Below are 17,656 nucleotides of genomic sequence, written 5' to 3' on the forward strand. Positions count from 1 at the left end.
ATCGACCTCGGGGGATGCGCGATGGACGTGATCTTCTACGTCGTGCCCGGCCTGATCATGGTCGTGGCGGTCTTCATGGCCTACCGGGTCGTGCGGCGCTGGCTCCAGATCCGGGGCGCCTGGAACAGCGGGCTGACGGCCGAGGGCCGGTGCCTGCGCGCGTACGCGACGGTGAGCGGCGGGCACGGTGACACGTCCGTGCGGACCGCGCTCCGTCACGTGTACGAGTTCATCACGCGCGACGGCCGGGTCATCCGGTTCGAGGAGGAGGGCGGCCCGGGGACGATCGCCGAGGGCGACTACGTCACCGTGTACTACACCGACGGCCGCCAGGTCGTGGCGACGGCCCAGGCGCCGAGCCGGGTGCGGCAGGCGATGACCGCCGTCGGCCTGCTGGCTTTCCTCGGCGTGATCGTCGTGTTCTGCGCCGGTTTCGTCGCGGCGTACAGCCAGATCATCGGCCCGTACGGCGACATCGTCTTCAGCGTCGACGACAGCGGGACGTCCGTGGTGCCCTGAGTCTCCACATCTGACGGCCTGTCAATTACCGTGCGCGTCCATGGACTCCAGGGCGAGCACGGTGGCGGAACTCATCGCCGCCCGGTGGGGCGACCACCGGCCGGGACTGTGGTGCGAGGATCGGGCGCTGACCCACCACGAGGTGGCGGCGGGCGCCGCGGCCCGGGCGGCACTGCTCGCCGATGTGCTTCCCCCGGACGCCGAACCCCACATCGGGGTGCTCCTCGACAACACCCCCGAGTTCCCCCTGTGGCTGGGCGCGGCGGCCCTGGCCAGGGCGGCGGTCGCCGGCGTCAATCCCACCCGCAGGGGCGCCGAGCTCGCCCGCGACATCCTGCACACCGAGTGCCGCCTCCTGGTCACCGAGCGGGCGCACCTGTCACTGCTCAAGGACCTGGAGCTGCCCGGCCTGCGCCTCCTGGTGACGGACGAGACCGGCTACGCGGATGCCCTCGCCCCCTACGCGGACGCCCAGCCGGACGCCTCCAGCGCCACCCCGCACGACCGCTTCCTCCTCTACTTCACCTCCGGCTCGACCGGCGCGCCCAAGGCCGCACTCTGCTCCCAGGGCCGCCTGGCGGCCGCCGGACGCTCGCTGGCCGGCCAGTTCTCCCTGGGCACGGAGGACGTGCACTACCTCTGCATGCCGATGTTCCACGGCAACGCGGTGATCGCGGGCTGGGCACCCGCGCTGGTGACGGGGGCGGGCGTGGCACTGCGCCGGCGCTTCTCGGCGTCCCGCTTCCTGCCGGACGTACGCCGTCACGGGGCGACCTACTTCACCTACGTCGGCCGGGCGGTCCAGTACGTCCTGGCCACCGAGCCGCGCCCCGACGACCGCGACAACCCGCTCCGGCTGGGTTTCGGCACGGAGGCCGGCGCGGTGGACGCGGCGGCCTTCGAGCGGCGGTTCGGGGTGCGGCTGGTGGAGGGGTACGGCTCGTCGGAGGGCGGGGCGGCGGTGCAGTGGTCGCCGGGGACACCGCCGGGCGCGGTCGGCCGGGCGGCACCCGGGCTCGTCGTCCTCGACCCGGAGAGTCGCGCCCAGTGCCCGCCGGCCCGCTTCGACGCGACGGGGCGGCTGCTCAACGGGGACGAGGCGATCGGCGAACTGGTCAACCAGGGGCCCAGCCCCTTCGAGGGCTACTGGCGCAATACGGCGGCGGAGCGGGAGCGGCGCAGGGACGGCTGGTACTGGACGGGCGACCTGTTCTACCGGGATGCCGACGGCTACCTCTACTTCGCCGGCCGCACCGACGACCGCCTCCGCGTCGACGGGGAGAACCTGGCCGCGGCGATGATCGAGAACATCCTCGCCCGGTACGAGGGGGCCGACGCCGTCGCGGTGTACGCGGTGCCGGACCCGGTGACCGGGGACCAGGTGATGGCGACGATCGCCGGGACCTTCGATCCGGAGGCGTTCGCGCGGTTCCTGCTCGCCCAACCCGACCTGGGGACGAAGATGGCGCCCCGGTTCGTGCGGGTGGCGGGGCGGATGCCGGTGACGGCCACGAACAAGATCCATCGGGCGGCGTTGCGGAAGGAGGGCCTGCGCTGCGCGGATCCGGTGTGGTGGAGGCCGCCGGGGGAGCGCGCGTACCGCCTGCTGACCAGGGAGGATCTCGAACACGCCGAAGGGCCTCCCGCTCCCACGAGAGGCCCTTCACCGGTGCGCCGCCAGGGACTCGAACCCCGGACCCGCTGATTAAGAGTCAGCTGCTCTAACCAACTGAGCTAGCGGCGCATGACTCCCGCCGACCGCGTTCGCATCGCGTTCTCGCGGCTGGCGACGGGAAAAATAATACCTGGTCCCGAGGGGTGCTTCGGACCACGCCCCGAGGCCGCATCCGACCACCCGGCGCGGCCCTAGATCGCCATGGACAGCAGGACCGGTGCCGCGTTGCGGTTGAGGGTGTCCGCGGCCTGGCGGAGCCGGTGGGCGTGCTCGACCGGGAGGGACAGGGCCAGGCAGCCCACGGAGGAACCGGCCGTGACGGGGACGGCCGCGCAGACCGTGCCGACCGCGTACTCCTGGAGGTCCAGGACCGGCACGGTGGGCGGCTGGGACTCCAGCCGGGAGAGCAGCAGCCGGTCGCTGGTGATGGTGCGCGAGGTGAGGCGGGCCATCTTGTGCCGGGCGAGGTGGTCGCGGCGGCCGGCGTGGTCGAGCTGGGTGAGCAGGCTCTTGCCGATCGCGGTGGCGTGGGCCGAGGAGCGGAAGTCGACCCACTCGTTGACCTTGGGCGTGGCCGGGCTGTCGGCGTACTGGGTGACGCTGATCTCGCCGTCGACGTACCGGCTCATGTAGACGGCGGCGCCGACCGAGTCGCGCAGCCGGTCGAGGGTGTGCTGGAGCTTGTCGCGCAGGGCCTGCTCGCGGTGCTGGGCGGAGCCGAGGCGGGCCAGCGTCTCGCCCGTGACGTACGCGCCGTCGGCGATCTGCTCGACGTAGCCCTCACGGCGCAGCATGCGCAGCAGCGCGGTCAGCCGCCCCGGTCCGATGCCGGTGTGCCGGGCGAGGTCGGTGTCGGTGACTCCGGTGGAGATCCGCGCCACGGTCTCCAGGACACGCAGCGCTTCCTGGGCCGAGTGGTACGGGGTGGTCGGCGGCTCGTGCTTCAGCGCCACGGTGGTCTCCCCCTGCGCTTGCTGTTGGGCCGTGGATCCGGACAGCGAATCCCCTCCACGATAACCGGCAACGGATCTGAGGAGAGCGGGGGTTGACAAGATTCCCGGGCCCCCGGACTGGGGCATCGACCCTCTGGCATATGCCAGAGGCATGCCCCAGTCATCGGGCCCGGACGTTCCGCCTGGTCACGCGTTGTAGTCAGAGCACCGCGCTGAGGAACTCCCGCGTGCGGTCCTGCTCCGGCTCGCTGAAGATCTTCTCCGGCGGGCCCGACTCGATGACCCGGCCCGAGTCGAACATCAGTACCTGGTCGGAGATGTCCCGGGCGAAGTTCATCTCGTGCGTCACGCAGAGCATCGTGATGTCCGTGGAACGGGCGATGTCCCGCAGCACGTCGAGGACGCCCGCGACCAGCTCCGGGTCGAGCGCGGAGGTCACCTCGTCCAGGAGCAGCACCTGCGGTCGCATCGCCAGCGCCCGGGCGATCGCCACCCGCTGCTGCTGCCCGCCGGACAGCTGCGCCGGGTGCTTGTCGAGGTGGTCGGTCAGCCCGACCAGCTCCAGCAGCTCGCGCGCCCGCTCCTCGGCGGCGTCCTTCGACATGCCGAGGACCGTGACCGGGGCCTCGGTGATGTTGCGCAGGACCGTCATGTTCGGGAACAGGTTGAACTGCTGGAAGACCATCCCGATCTTCTTGCGGACCTCGCGCACCTGCTTCTCGGGCGCCGGGAACAGCTGCTCCCCGTCCACGGTGATCGTGCCCTCGTCGGGCTTGAGCAGCGTCATCAGCAGGCGCAGGATCGTGGTCTTGCCGGACCCGGAGGGGCCGATCAGGGTCACGTGCTTGCCGGCGTCCACGGAGAAGTCCAGGTGGTCCAGGACCGTGTGGTCGCCGAACCGCTTGGTGACCTGCTCCAGCCGGATCAGCTCGCCGGTGCTCCTGGCGGGGTTCGTCTCGGGGTTGGGGAGAGTGTCAGTGGACAAGGCGTCGCTCCAGGGCTCGCAGGAGAAGGGAGGCCAGATAGGAAATGACGATGAAGGCCACGCCGATCACCGTCAGCGGCTCGGTGAACTGGAAGTGCTCCTGCGAGAACAGGCGCGCGTGGCCGAGCATCTCCAGCACGGAGATCGCCATCAGCATCGGCGTGTCCTTGAGCATCGCGATGACGTAGTTGCCGAGCGCGGGGACGACCCGGCGCACCGCCTGCGGCAGGATCACCGCGGTCCACGTCCGGCGCAGCGGCAGGTTCAGCGCCGTCGCAGCCTCCCACTGGCCGACCGGCACGGCCTCGATACCGGCCCGGTACACCTGCATCGTGTACGTCGAGTAGTGCAGCCCGATCGCGAAGACGCCGGTGGTGAGCGCCGAGAAGGTCACGCCCCACTCGGGCAGCACGTAGTAGAGGAAGAACAACTGCACCAGCAGCGGGGTGTTGCGGACGAACTCCGTGACGGCGCCGACCGGCCAGGTCACCCAGCGCGTCGGCAGCCGCATCAGCAGCGCCCACACCAGGCCCAGCACGAACGAGATCAGCGAGCCGATCACCAGGATCTGCAGGGTGACCAGCAGACCCTTCCAGAAGTCCGGCATGAAGTCGGAGACCGCGCTCCAGTCCCAGTTCATCGGACCGCCTCCACCACGACCGGCTCAGGCGCCCGGGTCTTGCTGTCGGGCTTCTTCCCGACACCCGCCTTGAGCCTCTTCTCCAGCCCGCGCATGACCCGGGTGAGCAGGAAGGCGATCACGAAGTAGACGATCAGGATGTACGTGTAGATCTCCGCGCTCTCCTGGAGCGCCAGACGCACCAGGTTGCCGCTGAACGCCAGGTCGCCCATGCCCATGATCGACACCAGGGCGGTGCCCTTGAGCAGCTCGATGAGCAGGTTGGAGAACGGCGGGATCATCTCCGGCACCGCCTGCGGCAGCAGGATCAGCTTCATCCGCTGCCAGGGCGTGAAGCTGAGCGCGATCCCGCCCTCCCGCTGCGCCGGGTCGACCGCGTTGAGCGCGCCGCGCACGATCTCGGAGCCGTACGCCCCGTAGGTCAGGCCGAGCGCCAGGGTGCCCGCCCACAGCGGCACCAGCTGCCAGCCGAAGGCCGGGGGCAGCACGAAGAACACCCAGAAGATCATCACCAGGGCCGAGGTCCCGCGGAACACCTCGGTGTAGAAGCCCGCCAGGAAGCGGACGATCCACAGCCGGTGGGTGCGCGCGACGCCGACCACGAAGGACACCGCAGCGGCCAGCAGCGCGCTGCACACGAGCAGCTGGATCGTGACCCAGACGCCCTTGAGTACGAGTTCCCAGAGTCCCGAGGTCATCCGCCGCAGAGCTCCTTCGCGGTCAGGTCCGTCATCTCCGCCTCGGTGAAACCGAAGGGCTTGAGGATGCGGAACAGTTCGCCGCTCTTCTTGAGCTTGCGCAGCTCGACGTTGAAGGCGTCGCGCAGCTTGGTCTCGGTCGGCCGGAACGCGAAGGCGCCGCCGTCGACGTGCGGCTTGCCGCCCACGATCGGCTTGAACGGCGCGGTGGCCTCCGCCTTGGCGGACTTCTTCACCACCTCGCGCACGGTGAGCGCCGTACCGGCGAACACGTCCACGCGGCCCGCCTCGACGGCGTTCAGGCCCGCCACCTGGTCCGGGACGATGAGGATGTCGCTCTCCTTGTACCCCGCCTCGACGGCGTACTGGATCTCGGCGTACCCGGTCCCGGTGGCGAACTTCGCCTTCTTCCCGACGACGTCCTTGTAGCTGTGCAGCCCCTTCGGGTTGCCCTTGCGCACGATGAACGCGTCGAGCATCTGGTAGTCGGGGTCGGCGAAGATGACCTGCTCGCAGCGCTCGGGGTTGACGTACATCCCGGCGGCCACGACGTCGAACTGCTGGGAGTTCAGGCCCGGGATGAGCGAGCCGAACTCGGTCGGCACGGGCTGTACCCGGTCGACGCCGAGACGCTTGAAGATCACCTTGGCCAGTTCCGGTGCCTCACCGGTCAGCTCGCCGTTCTTGTCGATGAAGCCGAACGGGATCTCACCGGCGATGCCGAGGCGGACGACGCCCGCCGCCCGGAGCCGGCCGAGCAGGTCACCGCCCTCGGTGCTCGACGCCGTGGCCACACGGCTGCATCCGGCGGCGCCCAGCGCGCCGAGCGCCGCGACCCCCGCGAGCAGCGACCGGCGTGTGGGCCTGGAGGCGGCCTGGGATATGGATTCCGGACTTCTCAGTGGGCTTCTCTGTGGTGGAGCCATGGGCGCGCGGCTACCCGACCGCATCCGAGTTATGCCGATCTTTTCAAGCCCCGCACGTCTCCCGGTGCGCCCTTGACCGCGGGGGCGGCGGGCACTCCCATGGAGGCATGGCTGATCGCTATATCGAAGTCTCGCTGGTCAAGCGCGACGTGACCTGCAGGGCCAGGCTCCTGGACGACCGCGCACCGATCACCTGCGCGGCCGTCTGGGATGCCCTTCCGCTGGCCGGCGACGTCTACCACGCGAAGTACGCACGCAACGAGATCTACGCCCTTTTCCCGCCCTTCGCCGAAACCGAGCCACCCCTGGAAAACCCGACCATCACCCCGATTCCCGGCGATCTGTGTTATTTCACCTTCGCCGGGGCGGAGTTGGGGACCAAGGCCTACGGATACGACCGCGAGGTCCGCGCCGGGACCACGCTCGTCGACCTGGCCCTGTTCTACGAGCGCAACAACCTGCTGCTGAACGGCGATGTCGGCTGGGTCCCCGGCATCGTCTGGGGCCAGATCGTCGAGGGCCTGGACGCCATGGCCGAGGCGTGCAACGACCTGTGGAGGTCGGGAGCGGCGGGGGAGACGCTCAGCTTCCGGAGGGCCTGAGCCGGCCGGCGGACGCCACGCCGGCCTCGTACAGCGCGTGGGCCGCCCGTAGCACCAGATCGTCCCGGTGCCGGGCGGCCACGAGCTGGAGGCCGATCGGCAGGCCGTCCCCGTCGGCACCGACGGGCACGCTCGCCGCGGGCTGCTGCGTCATGTTGAACGGGTAGGTGAACGGTGTCCAGCCCGTCCAGCGCCGATGGCCGGATCCCTTCGGTACCTCGGCGCCCGCTTCGAACGCCGTGATCGGCAGGGTCGGCGTGACGAGCAGGTCGTAGGTGTCGTGGAAGCGGCCCATCCGGCGCCCCAGGTCCATCCGGACGTCGACCGCGGCCAGATAGTCCAGCGCCGAGTAGCGGGCGCCCTGTGTGCAGATCTCGCGCAGGCCCGGGTCCAGCAACGCGCGCTGGTGCGGTCCGAGGTGCTCGGTCACCCGGGCCGCCCCGCTGAACCACAGGGTGTGGAACGCCTCCACCGGGTCGGTGAGGTCCGGATCGGTCTCCGTGACGTAGGCACCGAGCTCCGCCAGCCGCTCCACGGCCCGCCGCACCGCCGTCGCGACCTCCGGGCGCACCGCCACCTGCCCGCCCAGCGACGGCGAGTAGGCGATGCGCAGCCCGTGCACCCCGCCCGTCAGGCCGTCCGCGTAGGCACCGGGCGGCGGGGCGAGCGCCGACCAGTCACGCGAGTCCGGGCGGCCGATGACGTCCATCAGCAGCGCCGCGTCCGCCGCGTCCCGGGTCATCGGCCCGACGTGCGCCAGCGTGCCGAACGCGCTCGCCGGGTAGAGCGGCACCCGCCCGTACGTCGGCTTCAGCGCGAAGATCCCGCAGAACGACGCCGGGATACGGACGCTGCCGCCGCCGTCCGTGCCCAGCGACAGCGGCCCCGCGCCGAGCGCCACGGCCGCCGCGCTGCCCCCGCTCGACCCGCCGGCGGTGCGCGTGGGGTCGTACGGGTTGCGCGTCACCCCGTTCAGCGGGGAGTCCGTCACGCCCTTCCAGCCGTACTCGGGGGTCGTCGTCTTGCCGATGAAGACCGCCCCGTGCTCCCGCAGCCGGGCCACCGACGGGGCGTCCTCGTCCCAGCGCCCCGCCGGATCCACGGCCTTCGACCCGCGCAGGGTCGGCGCGCCGCGCAGCAGCAGGATGTCCTTGACCGTGACCGGCACCCCGTCCAGCAGTCCCTGTGGCTCACCGCGCCGCCATCGCTCCTCCGACTCCCGGGCCCGGGCCAGCGCGTCCTCGGCCGTCAGCCGGACGAAGGCGTTCACCTCCGGCTGGATCGCCTCGGCCCGCTCCAGCGCCGCGCGGGTCGCCTCCACAGGGCTCCACTCGCCCTTGCGGTAGCCGTCGAGGAGCCGTACAGCGGTCAGCTCGGTGAGCTCGGTCATCCACCCTCCAAGGAACGTCAGTGTCCGGGTACGTACCCACGCTGCTTGTCGACCACGTTCTCCAGCGGCTTTCCCGCCGCCCAGAGCTCGAACAGCTCCACGAACTGGGCGCCGAGTTCGTCCCGCCAGCCGACGATGTCGCCGCTCATGTGCGGGGACAGGATCAGGCCCGGGACCTGCCACAACGGGCTCTCGGGGGTCAGCGGCTCGGACTCGAAGACGTCCAGTGCGGCGCCCGCGATCCAGTGCTTGGCCAGGGCCTCGGCGAGTGCGTCCTCGACGACCAGCTGGCCGCGGCCGACGTTCACGAACCGGGCGGACGGCTGCATCACGCCGAAGCGGCGGGCGTCGAACATGCCGTGCGTCTGCTCCGTGAGCGGCGCCGCCGCGATCACCCAGTCGGCGCGCGCCAGCAGCCGGTCCAGATCCTCCGGGCCGTGCACGCCGGCGCGCGGGGCGCGGCCCACGAGCGCCGTCGTGATGTCCAGCGCCCCCAGCGTGCGGGCGATCGCCCGGCCGATCGGCCCGGTGCCGACCACGACGGCCCGGCTCCCGGCGACCTTGTGCGACTCGCGGTGCCGCCAGGTCCGCTCCCGTTGCAGCTCCAGCGTGCGCGGCAGGTCCTTGGCCATCGCCAGCACGAGCGCGGCGACGTACTCGGCGATCGGCTGGTCGAAGATGCCGCGCGCGTTCGTCACCACGGTGTCGGAGGCGGCGAGTTCCGGACACATCAGGTGGTCCACACCGGCGCTCGCCGTATGCACCCAGCGTGGCCGTGGGCCCTCGCCCGGCCAGGCGTCCCGCACGGCGCGCGAGGTGAAGTCCCACACCAGGAGTACGTCCGCACGCGGGAGGCGTGCGGCGAGACCCTCCGCGTCGGTGTGTTCGATACGCGCGTGGCCGGTGAGGCGGCCGAGGCGGGGGAGGGGTTCGGCGTCCAGGACGAGCAGGGTGGGGGTGGGCATGAGCAGCCGTTTCTCCAGCCGTGCGGCGGGGGCGGCCTGCCTTCGGGGAGGCGGCCGGTGACGACGAGTTAACACGGTGTTGACCAAGGAATGATCCGGGCGGATTGACCACGCTCGCACCCGAACCTACCGTCGTCAACACGGGCGTTCCCACGATCCGTTGCACACTCGTTGCCCAGTGTGAGGCCGGTGCCCTGCTCATGGACGTCTCATTTCTCGGCGGGCCCAGCCCGCAGCGCGGGGTCGGCGTCGTCGCCCCCTTCGACTTCGCACTCGACCGCGAGCTGTGGCGCTGGGTGCCGGACGAGGTCTCCCTGCACATGACACGAACACCGTTCGTGCCGGTCGAGGTCAGCCTCGATCTCGCCCGCATGGTCAGCGAACACGAGACGCTGAGCGAGGCGGTCCGCACCCTCAACGCGATCGCCCCCGAGGTCATCGCCTACGCCTGTACGTCGGGCAGTTTCGTCGGCGGCGTCATGGGCGAGCGCGCGATGTGCGAGGCGATGAGCCGGGCGGGCGCCGTACCGGCGGTCACCACCTCCGGCGGGCTGCTGGAAGCCCTGGTGGAGCTGGACGTACGGCGGGTGGCGCTGGTGACGCCCTACACGGTGTCGGTGACGCAGTCGCTGGAGGCGTACGTCGCCCAGGCCGGCGTCACGATCTCCGGCTGTGCCTTCATGGGCCTGACCCGGCACATCTGGAAGGTCCCCTACCGGGAGGTGGTGGACATGGCGCGGCAGGCCGTACGCGACGACGCCGACGCCCTGTTCATCAGCTGCACCAACCTGCCCACCTACGACGTCATCCCCCAGCTGGAGGCCGAACTGCGCATCCCGGTGATCTCGGCCAACCAAGTGACGATGTGGGCGGCGCTGCGCCGACTGGGTACCCGTGCGGTGGGACCGTATCAAGCGCTGATCAATCCGGAGGCGCGTGCCGGTCTCGGATCGCCGGGGGTGGACCCCGGCCCCGTCGTGCCGGAAGAAGAGCAGCAGCAGGAAGGCTGGACATGACAGCACTGGGATTTCTCTACCCGGGCCACTCCGCCGAGGACGACTATCCGCGCATCGAGCAGCTGCTGGGCAGCGACATCCGGGTGGACCTGGTGCACACCGACATCGGTGAGGACGCGCACCGGGTGGACGCGCTGCTGGAGATGGGCTCGGCCGGGCGACTCGCGGCGGGCGTCCAGGAGCTGCGGCACGCCGGCGCGGACGCCGTGGTGTGGGCCTGCACCAGCGGCAGCTTCGTCTACGGCTGGGACGGCGCGCAGGAGCAGGTGCGCACCCTGGCGCAGACGGCCGGCATGCCGGCCTCCTCGACGTCCTTCGCCTTCGTGCACGCGGTGCGGGAGCTGGGGGCGCGCCGGGTCGCGATCGGCGCGACGTACCCGGACGACGTGGCCCAGTTGTTCGCCGAGTTCCTGCGGGCGGACGGCGTCGAGGTCGTCTCGGTGAAGAGCTCCGGCATCATCACGGCCGCCGAGGTCGGCACCTGGGGCGAGGCGGAACTCCTCGCCCTGGCCCGGCACTCCGACCACCCCGAGGCCGAGGCCCTCCTCCTGCCCGACACGGCCCTGCACACGGCGGCTCACATCCCGGCCCTGGAGAAGGAGCTCGGCAAGCCGATCCTCACCGCCAACCAGGTCACGGTCTGGGAAGGCCTCCGCCTGGCGGACCGCCGCGTGAACGCGCCGGAACTGGGCGCCCTGTTCACCAGGGAGCCGATCGTCCAGGTGTGAGACCGCCCTGCTCGCCCCCGACGCCCGGAATCGGTCCCACCTCTTCGGCGGGGCGGATCCGGGCAAAGGGGGTGAACAGCCCGCCAGGAGGTGAGGAACCTTCAACTCCGCCGCCTCGCAGCGCGCTTGAGTTGACCGAAAGCGCGTTCCCCTTCAGTCGTCCACCCCGTGCACACTGGCCACGTCCGCAGCCAGTCTGCCGTGAAGGACGGTTCCCGATGGCCGAACCGGGTCGGTCCAGATTCCAGGCAAGCGCTGTCCACCTGTCCGGGTGCCTGCTGTGCTGGAGCCTGGCCGCAGCGATGATCACCGCCGCCGTGGACGCCGTCCTCCATCCGCAGGCCCGCTGGTGGGGTGCCGTGTGGTCGCTGCCCTGGTGGCTCGCCTGTGGGGCCGCCCTCGCGTGGATCGTGCTCCGCGTCCGAGAGAAGGCCGCCCGGCGGCCCCCGTACGGCGGAACGCAGAGCGACTGGGAGCGGGCCGCTTGATCCCGCGGCGCCTCCCGGGCCGACCCTGCGGCACCTCACGGGAATAACCGGAGACAGTCCCCTGTTAGGGCCGGAACGACAGCACCCGGCCCACAGCAGGAGGCACCCCACCGTGGCGGCAGACGAGATACGCGGCGCAGCGCAGGGCAGCGCCCCCGTCCCCCTCTCCGTACTGGACCTGGTCACCGTCGGTGCCGGCCGCACCGCCTCCGACGCGCTGCGCACCAGCGTCGAGCTGGCCCGCCTCGCCGAGGCCCGCGGCTTCCACCGCTACTGGGTCGCCGAGCACCACTCCATGCCGGGTGTGGCGTCGTCGTCCCCGGCCGTGATCCTGGCCCACCTCGCCGCCCACACCGGCCGCATCCGCCTCGGCTCGGGCGGTGTGATGCTGCCCAACCACGCCCCGCTCGTCATCGCCGAGCAGTTCGGGACGCTGGAGGCCATGGCCCCGGGCCGCATCGACCTCGGGCTCGGCCGCGCGCCGGGAACGGACGGCGCCACGGCCGCCGCCCTGCGCCGCACCGACCGGCTGGGCGAAGGCGCCGACGACTTCCCGCAACAGCTCGCCGAGCTGACCCGGTTCCTCGACGACGACTTCCCCGACGGGCACCCCTACCGCCGCATCCACGCCGTACCGGGCCCGGTCCAGGCCACGTCCCCCGGCGGTGTCCAGTCCCCGCACCGCCCGCCCGTCTGGCTGCTCGGCTCGTCCGGCTTCAGCGCCCGCCTGGCCGGTGCCCTCGGACTGCCCTTCGCCTTCGCGCACCACTTCTCGGCGCAGAACACCGTCCCGGCCCTGGACCTGTACCGGGAGTCCTTCCAGCCGTCCGCCGTGCTCGACGAGCCGTACGCCCTCATCGGCGTCTCCGCGCTCGCCGCCGACGAGGAGAAGGAGGCCCGCCGTCAGGTGCTGGCCGCCGCCCTCAGCATGGTCCGGCTGCGCACCGGACGCCCCGGCCTCGTGCCCACCCCCGAAGAGGCGGCGGCCTACGAGTTCAGCCCGATGGAGCGCGACTTCGTCGACTCCTGGAACGCCAACGTCATCCACGGCACCCCGGACGAGGTCCGCTCCGGCCTGGACGACCTCGCCAAGCGCACCGGCGCCGACGAACTGATGATCACGGCCAACGCGCACGGCGGCGACGTACGCGTGCGCTCCTACGAACTCATCGCCGACGCCTACGGGTTGCCGACGCCCGCCTGAACGCCGGGTGTGCCCAGCAGCTCGGAGATGCGATCCGGCGGCACCGGACGGGAGTAGAGCCAGCCCTGTCCGGTGTCGCAGCCGATGCGCCGCAGCCGGGTCGCCTGGGCGGAGGTCTCCACGCATTCGGCCGTGACGGTCAGCCCGAGCCGGTGGGCGAGCTGGATCATCGCCTCGACCACGACCTCGTCGGCCGGGTTCGGGCGGGTGGCCGTGCTGTCCCGGTCGTCGTACTGGAAGCCGCGGACGAAGGTGCCGTCCAGCTTCAGTACGGACACCGGCAGGCGGCTGAGGTAGGCCAGGTTCGAGTAGCCCGTGCCGAAGTCGTCGATGGCGATGCGCACGCCCATGTCGCTGAGGGCCTTCAGGGCCTGGAGCGGCCGGCCGGCCGAGCCCATCACCGCCGACTCGGTGAGCTCCAGCTGGAGCAGGTGCGGTGCGAGGCCCGTCTCGGCCAGGGTCTCCGCCACGTCCGTCACCAGGTCGGAGTCCCAGACCTGACGCACCGCCACGTTCACGCTCACGAAGATCGGCGGCTCGTCGGGGTGGTCCAGCTGCCAGCGGCGGGCCTGCCGGCAGGCCGTCCGCAGCACCCAGCGGCCCAGCGGAACGATCGAACCGTCCTCCTCGGCAAGTCCGATGAACCGATTCGGCGTCAGTATGCCGAACTGAGGATGGTTCCAGCGGATGAGCGCCTCGACCCCGTGCAGCCGGTCGTCCTCCATGCCGACCAGCGGCTGGTACTCCAGTTGGAACTCGCCCCGGTCGATGGCCGGCCGTAGCGTGGAGGCGAGGGCCTGGCGGGTCATGCGGTGGGCGTTGCGCTCCGGGTCGAACAGGGTCCAGCGGGCCTTGCCGTCGGCCTTCGCCCAGTACAGCGTGGTGTCCGCCGCCTGCATCAGGGCGGTCGGGGTCGTCCCGGCCGCGTGCCGCTCCACCACGCCGATCGACGCCGAGACCGACAGCCGCTGCCCGCAGATGTCGAACGGGTCCTGGATCGCCTCCAGCACCGACTCGGCGAGCTCGGCCAGTTGCTCGGTGCCCGTGGAGTCCTCGACGAGCAGCGCGAACTCGTCACCGCCGAGCCGGGCCACCAGCGGGATGCTGATCCGGGAGTGCCCGGCCTCGTCCGCGCAGCGCGTGAGGCGCTCGGCGACGGCGGCCAGCAGCCGGTCGCCCACGCGGTGGCCCAGGGTGTCGTTGATGGCCTTGAAGCCGTCCAGGTCCAGGTAGCACAGCCCGATCCGGCCCGTGCCGCTCTGCTCGTACGACTCCGCCTCCAGCGCGGCCGACAGGCGTTCGAAGAACAGCGTGCGGTTGGGCAGCCGGGTCACCGGGTCGTGCATCTGCAAGTGCCGCAGCCGGGCCTGGAGTTCGCGGCGGGAGCTGATGTCGGCGACGGACAGCAGGACGGCCCGGTCCTCGGCGGGCAGCGGGGCGACCGTCACCTGCACCCACAGCGAGTGCCCGTCGGGGTGCTTGAGCCGGCGCGTGCAGCGCAGCCGGGACTGCCGGCCGCGCAGCACCTCGCGGTACGCGTGCCAGGTGCGGGCGTCGGAGGTGAGGTCGACCAGGTCGGCGGCGACGGCCCCGGCCAGCTCGTCCGGGGCGGTACCGAGCAGCGCGGCGAGCGAGTCGTTGGCGCTGACGACCATCCCCTCGCGGTCGACGACGGCCATGGCGAGCGGGGCGGCCGTGAAGACGGAGCGGTAGGGCGGATGCGCCGGGGGCTCGGTACGAGGAGGCGTGTCGATCTCACTCTCTGTGACGACCGGCCGGTCGAGGTCTGTCGCGGGCGCCGGCCCTTCGGAGGTTCCGCTCACCGCTCGCTCCCGCATGTATTCGATCTCTGTCCGTGCAGGAAAGGTCAGGAAAGTGTGCCGATCATAGAGGCTGGCCCCAGGGCCTTCCAGCCGGTGTCCAGTGTTCCGGACCAACCCGCCCTTCTGCCAGATCGTTTCTGCTCACGCCTGGACGGCTTCTTCAGGCCCCCGACCAGTTGTGACGTTCTGTGAGTGCTTCTCGGGTGTCGACGTCCGCGAGCTTTCGGCTTCTTCACCCGACTGGTGCAAGCAAACAGGGCGCAGTACGACAAATCATCACAGGCTGGGTGCGGTGTCCCGCGAACCGTACCCGGAGGTACTCGTGCCGCGTCAGTTCCCGCGCGCTCGACTGCGCAGCACCGCGGCCGTGTTCACCACCATGTCCGCGCTCGCCGCGACCTCCCTCGGTGCCGGCCCGTCGGCCGCCGAGCCCGACTCGGCCGCGCCCTGCGCCCTGACCCGCACCGACGCCCACCACTCCGAGGGCCTGGACACCTGGAACGCCGCCTATCCGCGCCCGGGCCGGGCCCTGGACGCGGTCATGGTCTTCCTGTCCTTCCCGGACGCCCACCCGCTGACCACACCGCAGGAGCTGACCGCCGACCACTTCCCGGCCACCACCCGCTTCTTCGAACGCGCCTCCTACGGCCGCTTCACCCTGCGCCCGCACCCGCTGGGGCACTGGATCCAGATGCCGCAGCCGTCCACGGCGTACGACATACAGCGCGACTGGAGCACCGCGCACCGGGCCGCGTATCTGCGGGACGCGCTCTCCGTGGCCGACCCGCAGGTCGACTTCTCCCGCTACGACGTCGTGTACTTCGTCGCCGACCCGGACGCGCCCGGGGTGGACTCCGACGCGACCAAGGTGGTCAACCTCACGACTCCGATGCGGGCCGACGGCACCGATCTGCGCCGGGTCGTCACGGTGTTCGAGCAGCATCCACCGGACCGGCTCGTTCTCGCCCACGAGACCGGGCACGTGTTCGATCTGCCCGACCTCTACCACCGGCCCGTGGACGGCAAGGGCGACTGGGACACGCACGTCGGCGACTGGGACCTGATGGGCAGCCAGTTCGGACTGGCGCCCGATCTGTTCGGCTGGCACAAGTGGAAGCTGGGCTGGCTGGACCAGCGGCAGGTGCGGTGCGTACAGGACGCCGGGCCCGCCCGGCTGACCCTGGAGCCGCTGGCGGCCGGGCCCGGGGTGCAGGTGGAGGGTGCGGCGGGGGCGCCGGCCTTCGGTCTCGGGCGGGGCGTCAAGCTCGCGGTGCTGCGGACGGGCCGCGACAGCGTGCTCGCCTTCGAGGCGCGCGGGCCGGTGGGCAACGACGTGACCGCGTGCCGGCAGGGGGTGCTCGTGTACCGGGTGCGGGGCGGGGCGCAGTCCGGGAGCGGGCCGATCGAGGTGATCGACGCCCACCCGGGCACCGAGGCGTGCTGGGAGGACTCGGTCTACCCGCCTCTCGCGGACGCGCCGATCGGCCCCGGGGAGAGCTTCACCGTGCCGGGGGAGGGCGTCCGGGTGGAGGTGGAGGGACGTACGGCTTCGGGGGCCTGGACGGTGAAGATCGCGGTGGGGCGTTGACGGCGTCCTGGGCATGGCGAAGGGCCCCTCGCTCTCGCGAGGGGCCCTTCACTGTCTGTGCGCCGCCAGGGACTCGAACCCCGGACCCGCTGATTAAGAGTCAGCTGCTCTAACCAACTGAGCTAGCGGCGCCTGCTGACGTCGTAGACCTTAGCACCCTGGTCGGCGGGAGGAAAAATCGATATGCGCACGGCCGAACGGGCCGCCCGGACGGCCGCCCACAGCAGTACCTCGGGGCCGGGCAGCCAGGGCTGGCGGGTGTCCGGGGCGACGAGCCAGCGGGCGCCGGAGCGGCTGGGGGAGGCGTCGTCCGCCGGTGCCGGGACGGTCACCGCGTCGCCCGTGCCGTGGCACAGCAGGGGCGGGACCCCGTCCGTGCGGCCGAGGTCCCCGGTGTCCCCCTCGCGCCTGCCCCACTCCTCCCACTCCAGCAGCGCCGGCAGCCGCTGGGCCGTGCCGGGCGCGGCGAACAGCAGCATCCGGCCGCGGAACTCGGCGACCGGCCCCGAGCCGGGCCCGTCGTCCCACAGCCGGTCGAGCATCCGCCGGCCGAACATCGCGGGCGCGCTGACGACGTCGAAGACCGCCCCGCAGGGCAGGACGACCGGCGCGGCCGGCCGCTCCTCCCAGAGGGCGAGCGTGCTCCGCGGATACGTTCCTGCCGAGGCGAGCCAGGCGGCCCCGTCCGGGGTGACATAGGAGGCGTTCCATGCGCTGCTCATGGCACCAACATCTACCGGCTGTGAACGCGCGGTTCCCGAGGGTTGCGGGAAATCGGGACAGGAGGGGGTGGGAGGGAGTATCTTGCCCGCCTGGCATATGCCACGGAGATCGGCAAGGCGGCGCAGCGCCCGGGTCTCAGACCGGGTCGACGGGCCCCCGGCCCTCGCCGCCGCCCCGCATCAGGTCCCGTCCGAACTCGACCATCTTCTTGGCGTAGTCCTCGGTCCACTCGGCCCGCTCGGCGATGTCCGCGGTCGTCAGCCGGTCGAACCGCCGCGGATCGGCCAGCTGCGCCGCCGCGATCGCCTGGAACTCCAGTGCCCGGTCCGCCGCGGCCCGGAACGCCAGCGTCAGCTCCGTCGCGCGGGACAGCAACGCGCGGGGATCGTCGATCGACTCCAGATCGAAGAAGTGCTCAGGGTCGGAGGCCGCCTCCGCGGGCTCGAAGAGCAGGGGCGCGGGGCGTAGCCGCGGTTCGTTCCGACGCGGCGTGGGCTCCGCCATGTCTACTCCTCCTCGTACGTCGCGCTGACCCTCCCGGTGGAGTGGGCCACCGTCCATTGTCTCGCGGGCGCGCAAGTGGGCATCGCGGTAGTGGGTACGGCTGCGACACCACCCGGTGTTCGTCACGGCTGCCAGGACACGCGATGTTCGGCCAGATGCGCCAGCACCGCGTGATTCGCCTCCCACCCGTCCGGGCTGCTTTCACCGGCCGCCTCCGGCGGCGTGCCGG

Annotated in this window: 18 protein-coding genes and 2 tRNA genes; 8 read left to right on the forward strand and 12 right to left on the reverse strand. The window is 71.6% G+C overall.

Going from position 1 to position 17,656, the window contains the following annotated elements:
• The first annotated feature begins 21 nt into the window (after positions 1–21).
• On the forward strand, positions 22–519 hold the full coding sequence (locus SCNRRL3882_RS25685) for a hypothetical protein (protein ID WP_010047973.1): 498 nt from the start codon (positions 22–24) through the stop codon (positions 517–519).
• Between the two features lie 40 nt (positions 520–559).
• A complete protein-coding gene (locus tag SCNRRL3882_RS25690) occupies positions 560–2,224 on the forward strand; it encodes a long-chain-fatty-acid--CoA ligase (RefSeq protein ID WP_010047972.1) in 1,665 nt (554 codons plus the stop codon).
• On the opposite strand, the gene SCNRRL3882_RS25695 is transcribed toward SCNRRL3882_RS25690, so the two are convergent.
• The 6 genes from SCNRRL3882_RS25695 to ehuB all read right to left on the reverse strand — a co-directional run bounded on the left by SCNRRL3882_RS25695 (position 2,190) and on the right by ehuB (position 6,396).
• Positions 2,190–2,263 (reverse strand) — tRNA-Lys (locus SCNRRL3882_RS25695). The two genes, SCNRRL3882_RS25690 and SCNRRL3882_RS25695, sit on opposite strands and share 35 nt — an antisense overlap.
• A 122-nt stretch (positions 2,264–2,385) precedes the next feature.
• The gene (locus tag SCNRRL3882_RS25700; RefSeq protein WP_010047970.1) at positions 2,386–3,147 is read right to left on the reverse strand and encodes an IclR family transcriptional regulator; all 762 of its coding nucleotides are present in this window, start codon (positions 3,145–3,147) and stop codon (positions 2,386–2,388) included.
• A gap of 199 nt (positions 3,148–3,346) precedes the next feature.
• Complete coding sequence (ehuA, locus tag SCNRRL3882_RS25705) at positions 3,347–4,132, reverse strand: ectoine/hydroxyectoine ABC transporter ATP-binding protein EhuA (RefSeq protein WP_102514860.1); 786 nt, start codon at positions 4,130–4,132, stop codon at positions 3,347–3,349.
• Entirely contained in the window at positions 4,122–4,772 is a 651-nt protein-coding gene (gene ehuD, locus SCNRRL3882_RS25710; RefSeq protein WP_010047963.1) for an ectoine/hydroxyectoine ABC transporter permease subunit EhuD, read from the reverse strand. The genes ehuA and ehuD overlap by 11 nt, the downstream gene beginning before the upstream one ends.
• Complete coding sequence (gene ehuC / locus SCNRRL3882_RS25715; protein WP_010047961.1) at positions 4,769–5,470, reverse strand: ectoine/hydroxyectoine ABC transporter permease subunit EhuC; 702 nt, start codon at positions 5,468–5,470, stop codon at positions 4,769–4,771. Before ehuC ends, ehuD begins: the two co-directional genes overlap by 4 nt.
• Entirely contained in the window at positions 5,467–6,396 is a 930-nt protein-coding gene (ehuB, locus tag SCNRRL3882_RS25720; RefSeq protein ID WP_029181747.1) for an ectoine/hydroxyectoine ABC transporter substrate-binding protein EhuB, read from the reverse strand. Before ehuB ends, ehuC begins: the two co-directional genes overlap by 4 nt.
• A 107-nt stretch (positions 6,397–6,503) precedes the next feature.
• Here ehuB and SCNRRL3882_RS25725 point away from each other — a divergent pair, with 107 nt between their 5' ends.
• On the forward strand, positions 6,504–6,998 hold the full coding sequence (locus SCNRRL3882_RS25725) for a DUF3830 family protein (protein WP_010047957.1): 495 nt from the start codon (positions 6,504–6,506) through the stop codon (positions 6,996–6,998).
• Here SCNRRL3882_RS25725 and SCNRRL3882_RS25730 read toward each other — a convergent pair.
• Together SCNRRL3882_RS25730 and SCNRRL3882_RS25735 are read right to left on the reverse strand one after the other, a co-directional pair.
• On the reverse strand, positions 6,979–8,388 hold the full coding sequence (locus SCNRRL3882_RS25730) for an amidase (RefSeq protein ID WP_010047955.1): 1,410 nt from the start codon (positions 8,386–8,388) through the stop codon (positions 6,979–6,981). The genes SCNRRL3882_RS25725 and SCNRRL3882_RS25730 overlap by 20 nt on opposite strands.
• 17 nt (positions 8,389–8,405) lie before the next feature.
• Complete coding sequence (locus SCNRRL3882_RS25735; protein WP_010047953.1) at positions 8,406–9,353, reverse strand: D-2-hydroxyacid dehydrogenase; 948 nt, start codon at positions 9,351–9,353, stop codon at positions 8,406–8,408.
• Positions 9,354–9,553: 200 nt separating this feature from the next.
• Here SCNRRL3882_RS25735 and SCNRRL3882_RS25740 point away from each other — a divergent pair, with 200 nt between their 5' ends.
• The 4 genes from SCNRRL3882_RS25740 to SCNRRL3882_RS25755 all read left to right on the forward strand — a co-directional run bounded on the left by SCNRRL3882_RS25740 (position 9,554) and on the right by SCNRRL3882_RS25755 (position 12,789).
• On the forward strand, positions 9,554–10,369 hold the full coding sequence (locus tag SCNRRL3882_RS25740; protein WP_029181746.1) for an aspartate/glutamate racemase family protein: 816 nt from the start codon (positions 9,554–9,556) through the stop codon (positions 10,367–10,369).
• Positions 10,366–11,097 (forward strand): aspartate/glutamate racemase family protein, encoded by a 732-nt coding sequence (locus SCNRRL3882_RS25745; RefSeq protein WP_010047949.1) that lies wholly within the window; start codon positions 10,366–10,368, stop codon positions 11,095–11,097. Before SCNRRL3882_RS25740 ends, SCNRRL3882_RS25745 begins: the two co-directional genes overlap by 4 nt.
• Positions 11,098–11,315: 218 nt before the next feature.
• Positions 11,316–11,585, forward strand: coding sequence for a hypothetical protein (locus SCNRRL3882_RS25750; RefSeq protein WP_010047948.1), 270 nt, complete (start codon positions 11,316–11,318; stop codon positions 11,583–11,585).
• 112 nt (positions 11,586–11,697) lie between these two features.
• Positions 11,698–12,789: an LLM class flavin-dependent oxidoreductase gene (locus SCNRRL3882_RS25755; protein WP_010047947.1), complete on the forward strand. Its 1,092-nt coding sequence runs from the start codon at positions 11,698–11,700 to the stop codon at positions 12,787–12,789.
• Here SCNRRL3882_RS25755 and SCNRRL3882_RS25760 read toward each other — a convergent pair.
• A complete protein-coding gene (locus tag SCNRRL3882_RS25760; protein WP_010047945.1) occupies positions 12,765–14,627 on the reverse strand; it encodes a putative bifunctional diguanylate cyclase/phosphodiesterase in 1,863 nt (620 codons plus the stop codon). The two genes, SCNRRL3882_RS25755 and SCNRRL3882_RS25760, sit on opposite strands and share 25 nt — an antisense overlap.
• Before the next feature lie 277 nt (positions 14,628–14,904).
• Here SCNRRL3882_RS25760 and SCNRRL3882_RS25765 point away from each other — a divergent pair, with 277 nt between their 5' ends.
• Positions 14,905–16,200 carry a M6 family metalloprotease domain-containing protein gene (locus SCNRRL3882_RS25765; protein WP_010047943.1) on the forward strand — a complete coding sequence of 432 codons (1,296 nt, stop codon included), beginning with the start codon at positions 14,905–14,907 and terminating at the stop codon, positions 16,198–16,200.
• 58 nt (positions 16,201–16,258) lie between these two features.
• Here SCNRRL3882_RS25765 and SCNRRL3882_RS25770 read toward each other — a convergent pair.
• The 3 genes from SCNRRL3882_RS25770 to SCNRRL3882_RS25780 form a co-directional block, all read right to left on the reverse strand.
• Positions 16,259–16,332 (reverse strand) — tRNA-Lys (locus tag SCNRRL3882_RS25770).
• A complete protein-coding gene (locus SCNRRL3882_RS25775) occupies positions 16,323–16,922 on the reverse strand; it encodes a bifunctional DNA primase/polymerase (protein ID WP_010047940.1) in 600 nt (199 codons plus the stop codon). The genes SCNRRL3882_RS25770 and SCNRRL3882_RS25775 overlap by 10 nt, the downstream gene beginning before the upstream one ends.
• Before the next feature lie 136 nt (positions 16,923–17,058).
• Complete coding sequence (locus SCNRRL3882_RS25780; RefSeq protein ID WP_010047938.1) at positions 17,059–17,427, reverse strand: hypothetical protein; 369 nt, start codon at positions 17,425–17,427, stop codon at positions 17,059–17,061.
• Positions 17,428–17,656: the final 229 nt, after the last annotated feature.

The organism is Streptomyces chartreusis NRRL 3882, from assembly GCF_900236475.1.
Taxonomy (GTDB): Bacteria; Actinomycetota; Actinomycetes; order Streptomycetales; family Streptomycetaceae; genus Streptomyces; species Streptomyces chartreusis_D.

Excerpts from the sequence above, each read along its gene's own strand:
- SCNRRL3882_RS25690 (WP_010047972.1), top strand. The coding sequence starts at position 560 with ATGGACTCCAGGGCGAGCACGGTGGCGGAACTCATCGCCGCCCGGTGG.
- SCNRRL3882_RS25740 (WP_029181746.1), top strand. The coding sequence starts at position 9,554 with ATGGACGTCTCATTTCTCGGCGGGCCCAGCCCGCAGCGCGGGGTCGGC.
- SCNRRL3882_RS25730 (WP_010047955.1), bottom strand. The coding sequence starts at position 8,388 with ATGACCGAGCTCACCGAGCTGACCGCTGTACGGCTCCTCGACGGCTAC.
- SCNRRL3882_RS25735 (WP_010047953.1), bottom strand. The coding sequence starts at position 9,353 with ATGCCCACCCCCACCCTGCTCGTCCTGGACGCCGAACCCCTCCCCCGC.
- SCNRRL3882_RS25760 (WP_010047945.1), bottom strand. The coding sequence starts at position 14,627 with ATGCGGGAGCGAGCGGTGAGCGGAACCTCCGAAGGGCCGGCGCCCGCG.
- SCNRRL3882_RS25775 (WP_010047940.1), bottom strand. The coding sequence starts at position 16,922 with ATGAGCAGCGCATGGAACGCCTCCTATGTCACCCCGGACGGGGCCGCC.
- SCNRRL3882_RS25685 (WP_010047973.1), top strand. The coding sequence starts at position 22 with ATGGACGTGATCTTCTACGTCGTGCCCGGCCTGATCATGGTCGTGGCG.
- ehuB (WP_029181747.1), bottom strand. The coding sequence starts at position 6,396 with ATGGCTCCACCACAGAGAAGCCCACTGAGAAGTCCGGAATCCATATCC.
- SCNRRL3882_RS25745 (WP_010047949.1), top strand. The coding sequence starts at position 10,366 with ATGACAGCACTGGGATTTCTCTACCCGGGCCACTCCGCCGAGGACGAC.
- SCNRRL3882_RS25780 (WP_010047938.1), bottom strand. The coding sequence starts at position 17,427 with ATGGCGGAGCCCACGCCGCGTCGGAACGAACCGCGGCTACGCCCCGCG.
- ehuD (WP_010047963.1), bottom strand. The coding sequence starts at position 4,772 with ATGAACTGGGACTGGAGCGCGGTCTCCGACTTCATGCCGGACTTCTGG.
- SCNRRL3882_RS25725 (WP_010047957.1), top strand. The coding sequence starts at position 6,504 with ATGGCTGATCGCTATATCGAAGTCTCGCTGGTCAAGCGCGACGTGACC.
- SCNRRL3882_RS25750 (WP_010047948.1), top strand. The coding sequence starts at position 11,316 with ATGGCCGAACCGGGTCGGTCCAGATTCCAGGCAAGCGCTGTCCACCTG.
- ehuC (WP_010047961.1), bottom strand. The coding sequence starts at position 5,470 with ATGACCTCGGGACTCTGGGAACTCGTACTCAAGGGCGTCTGGGTCACG.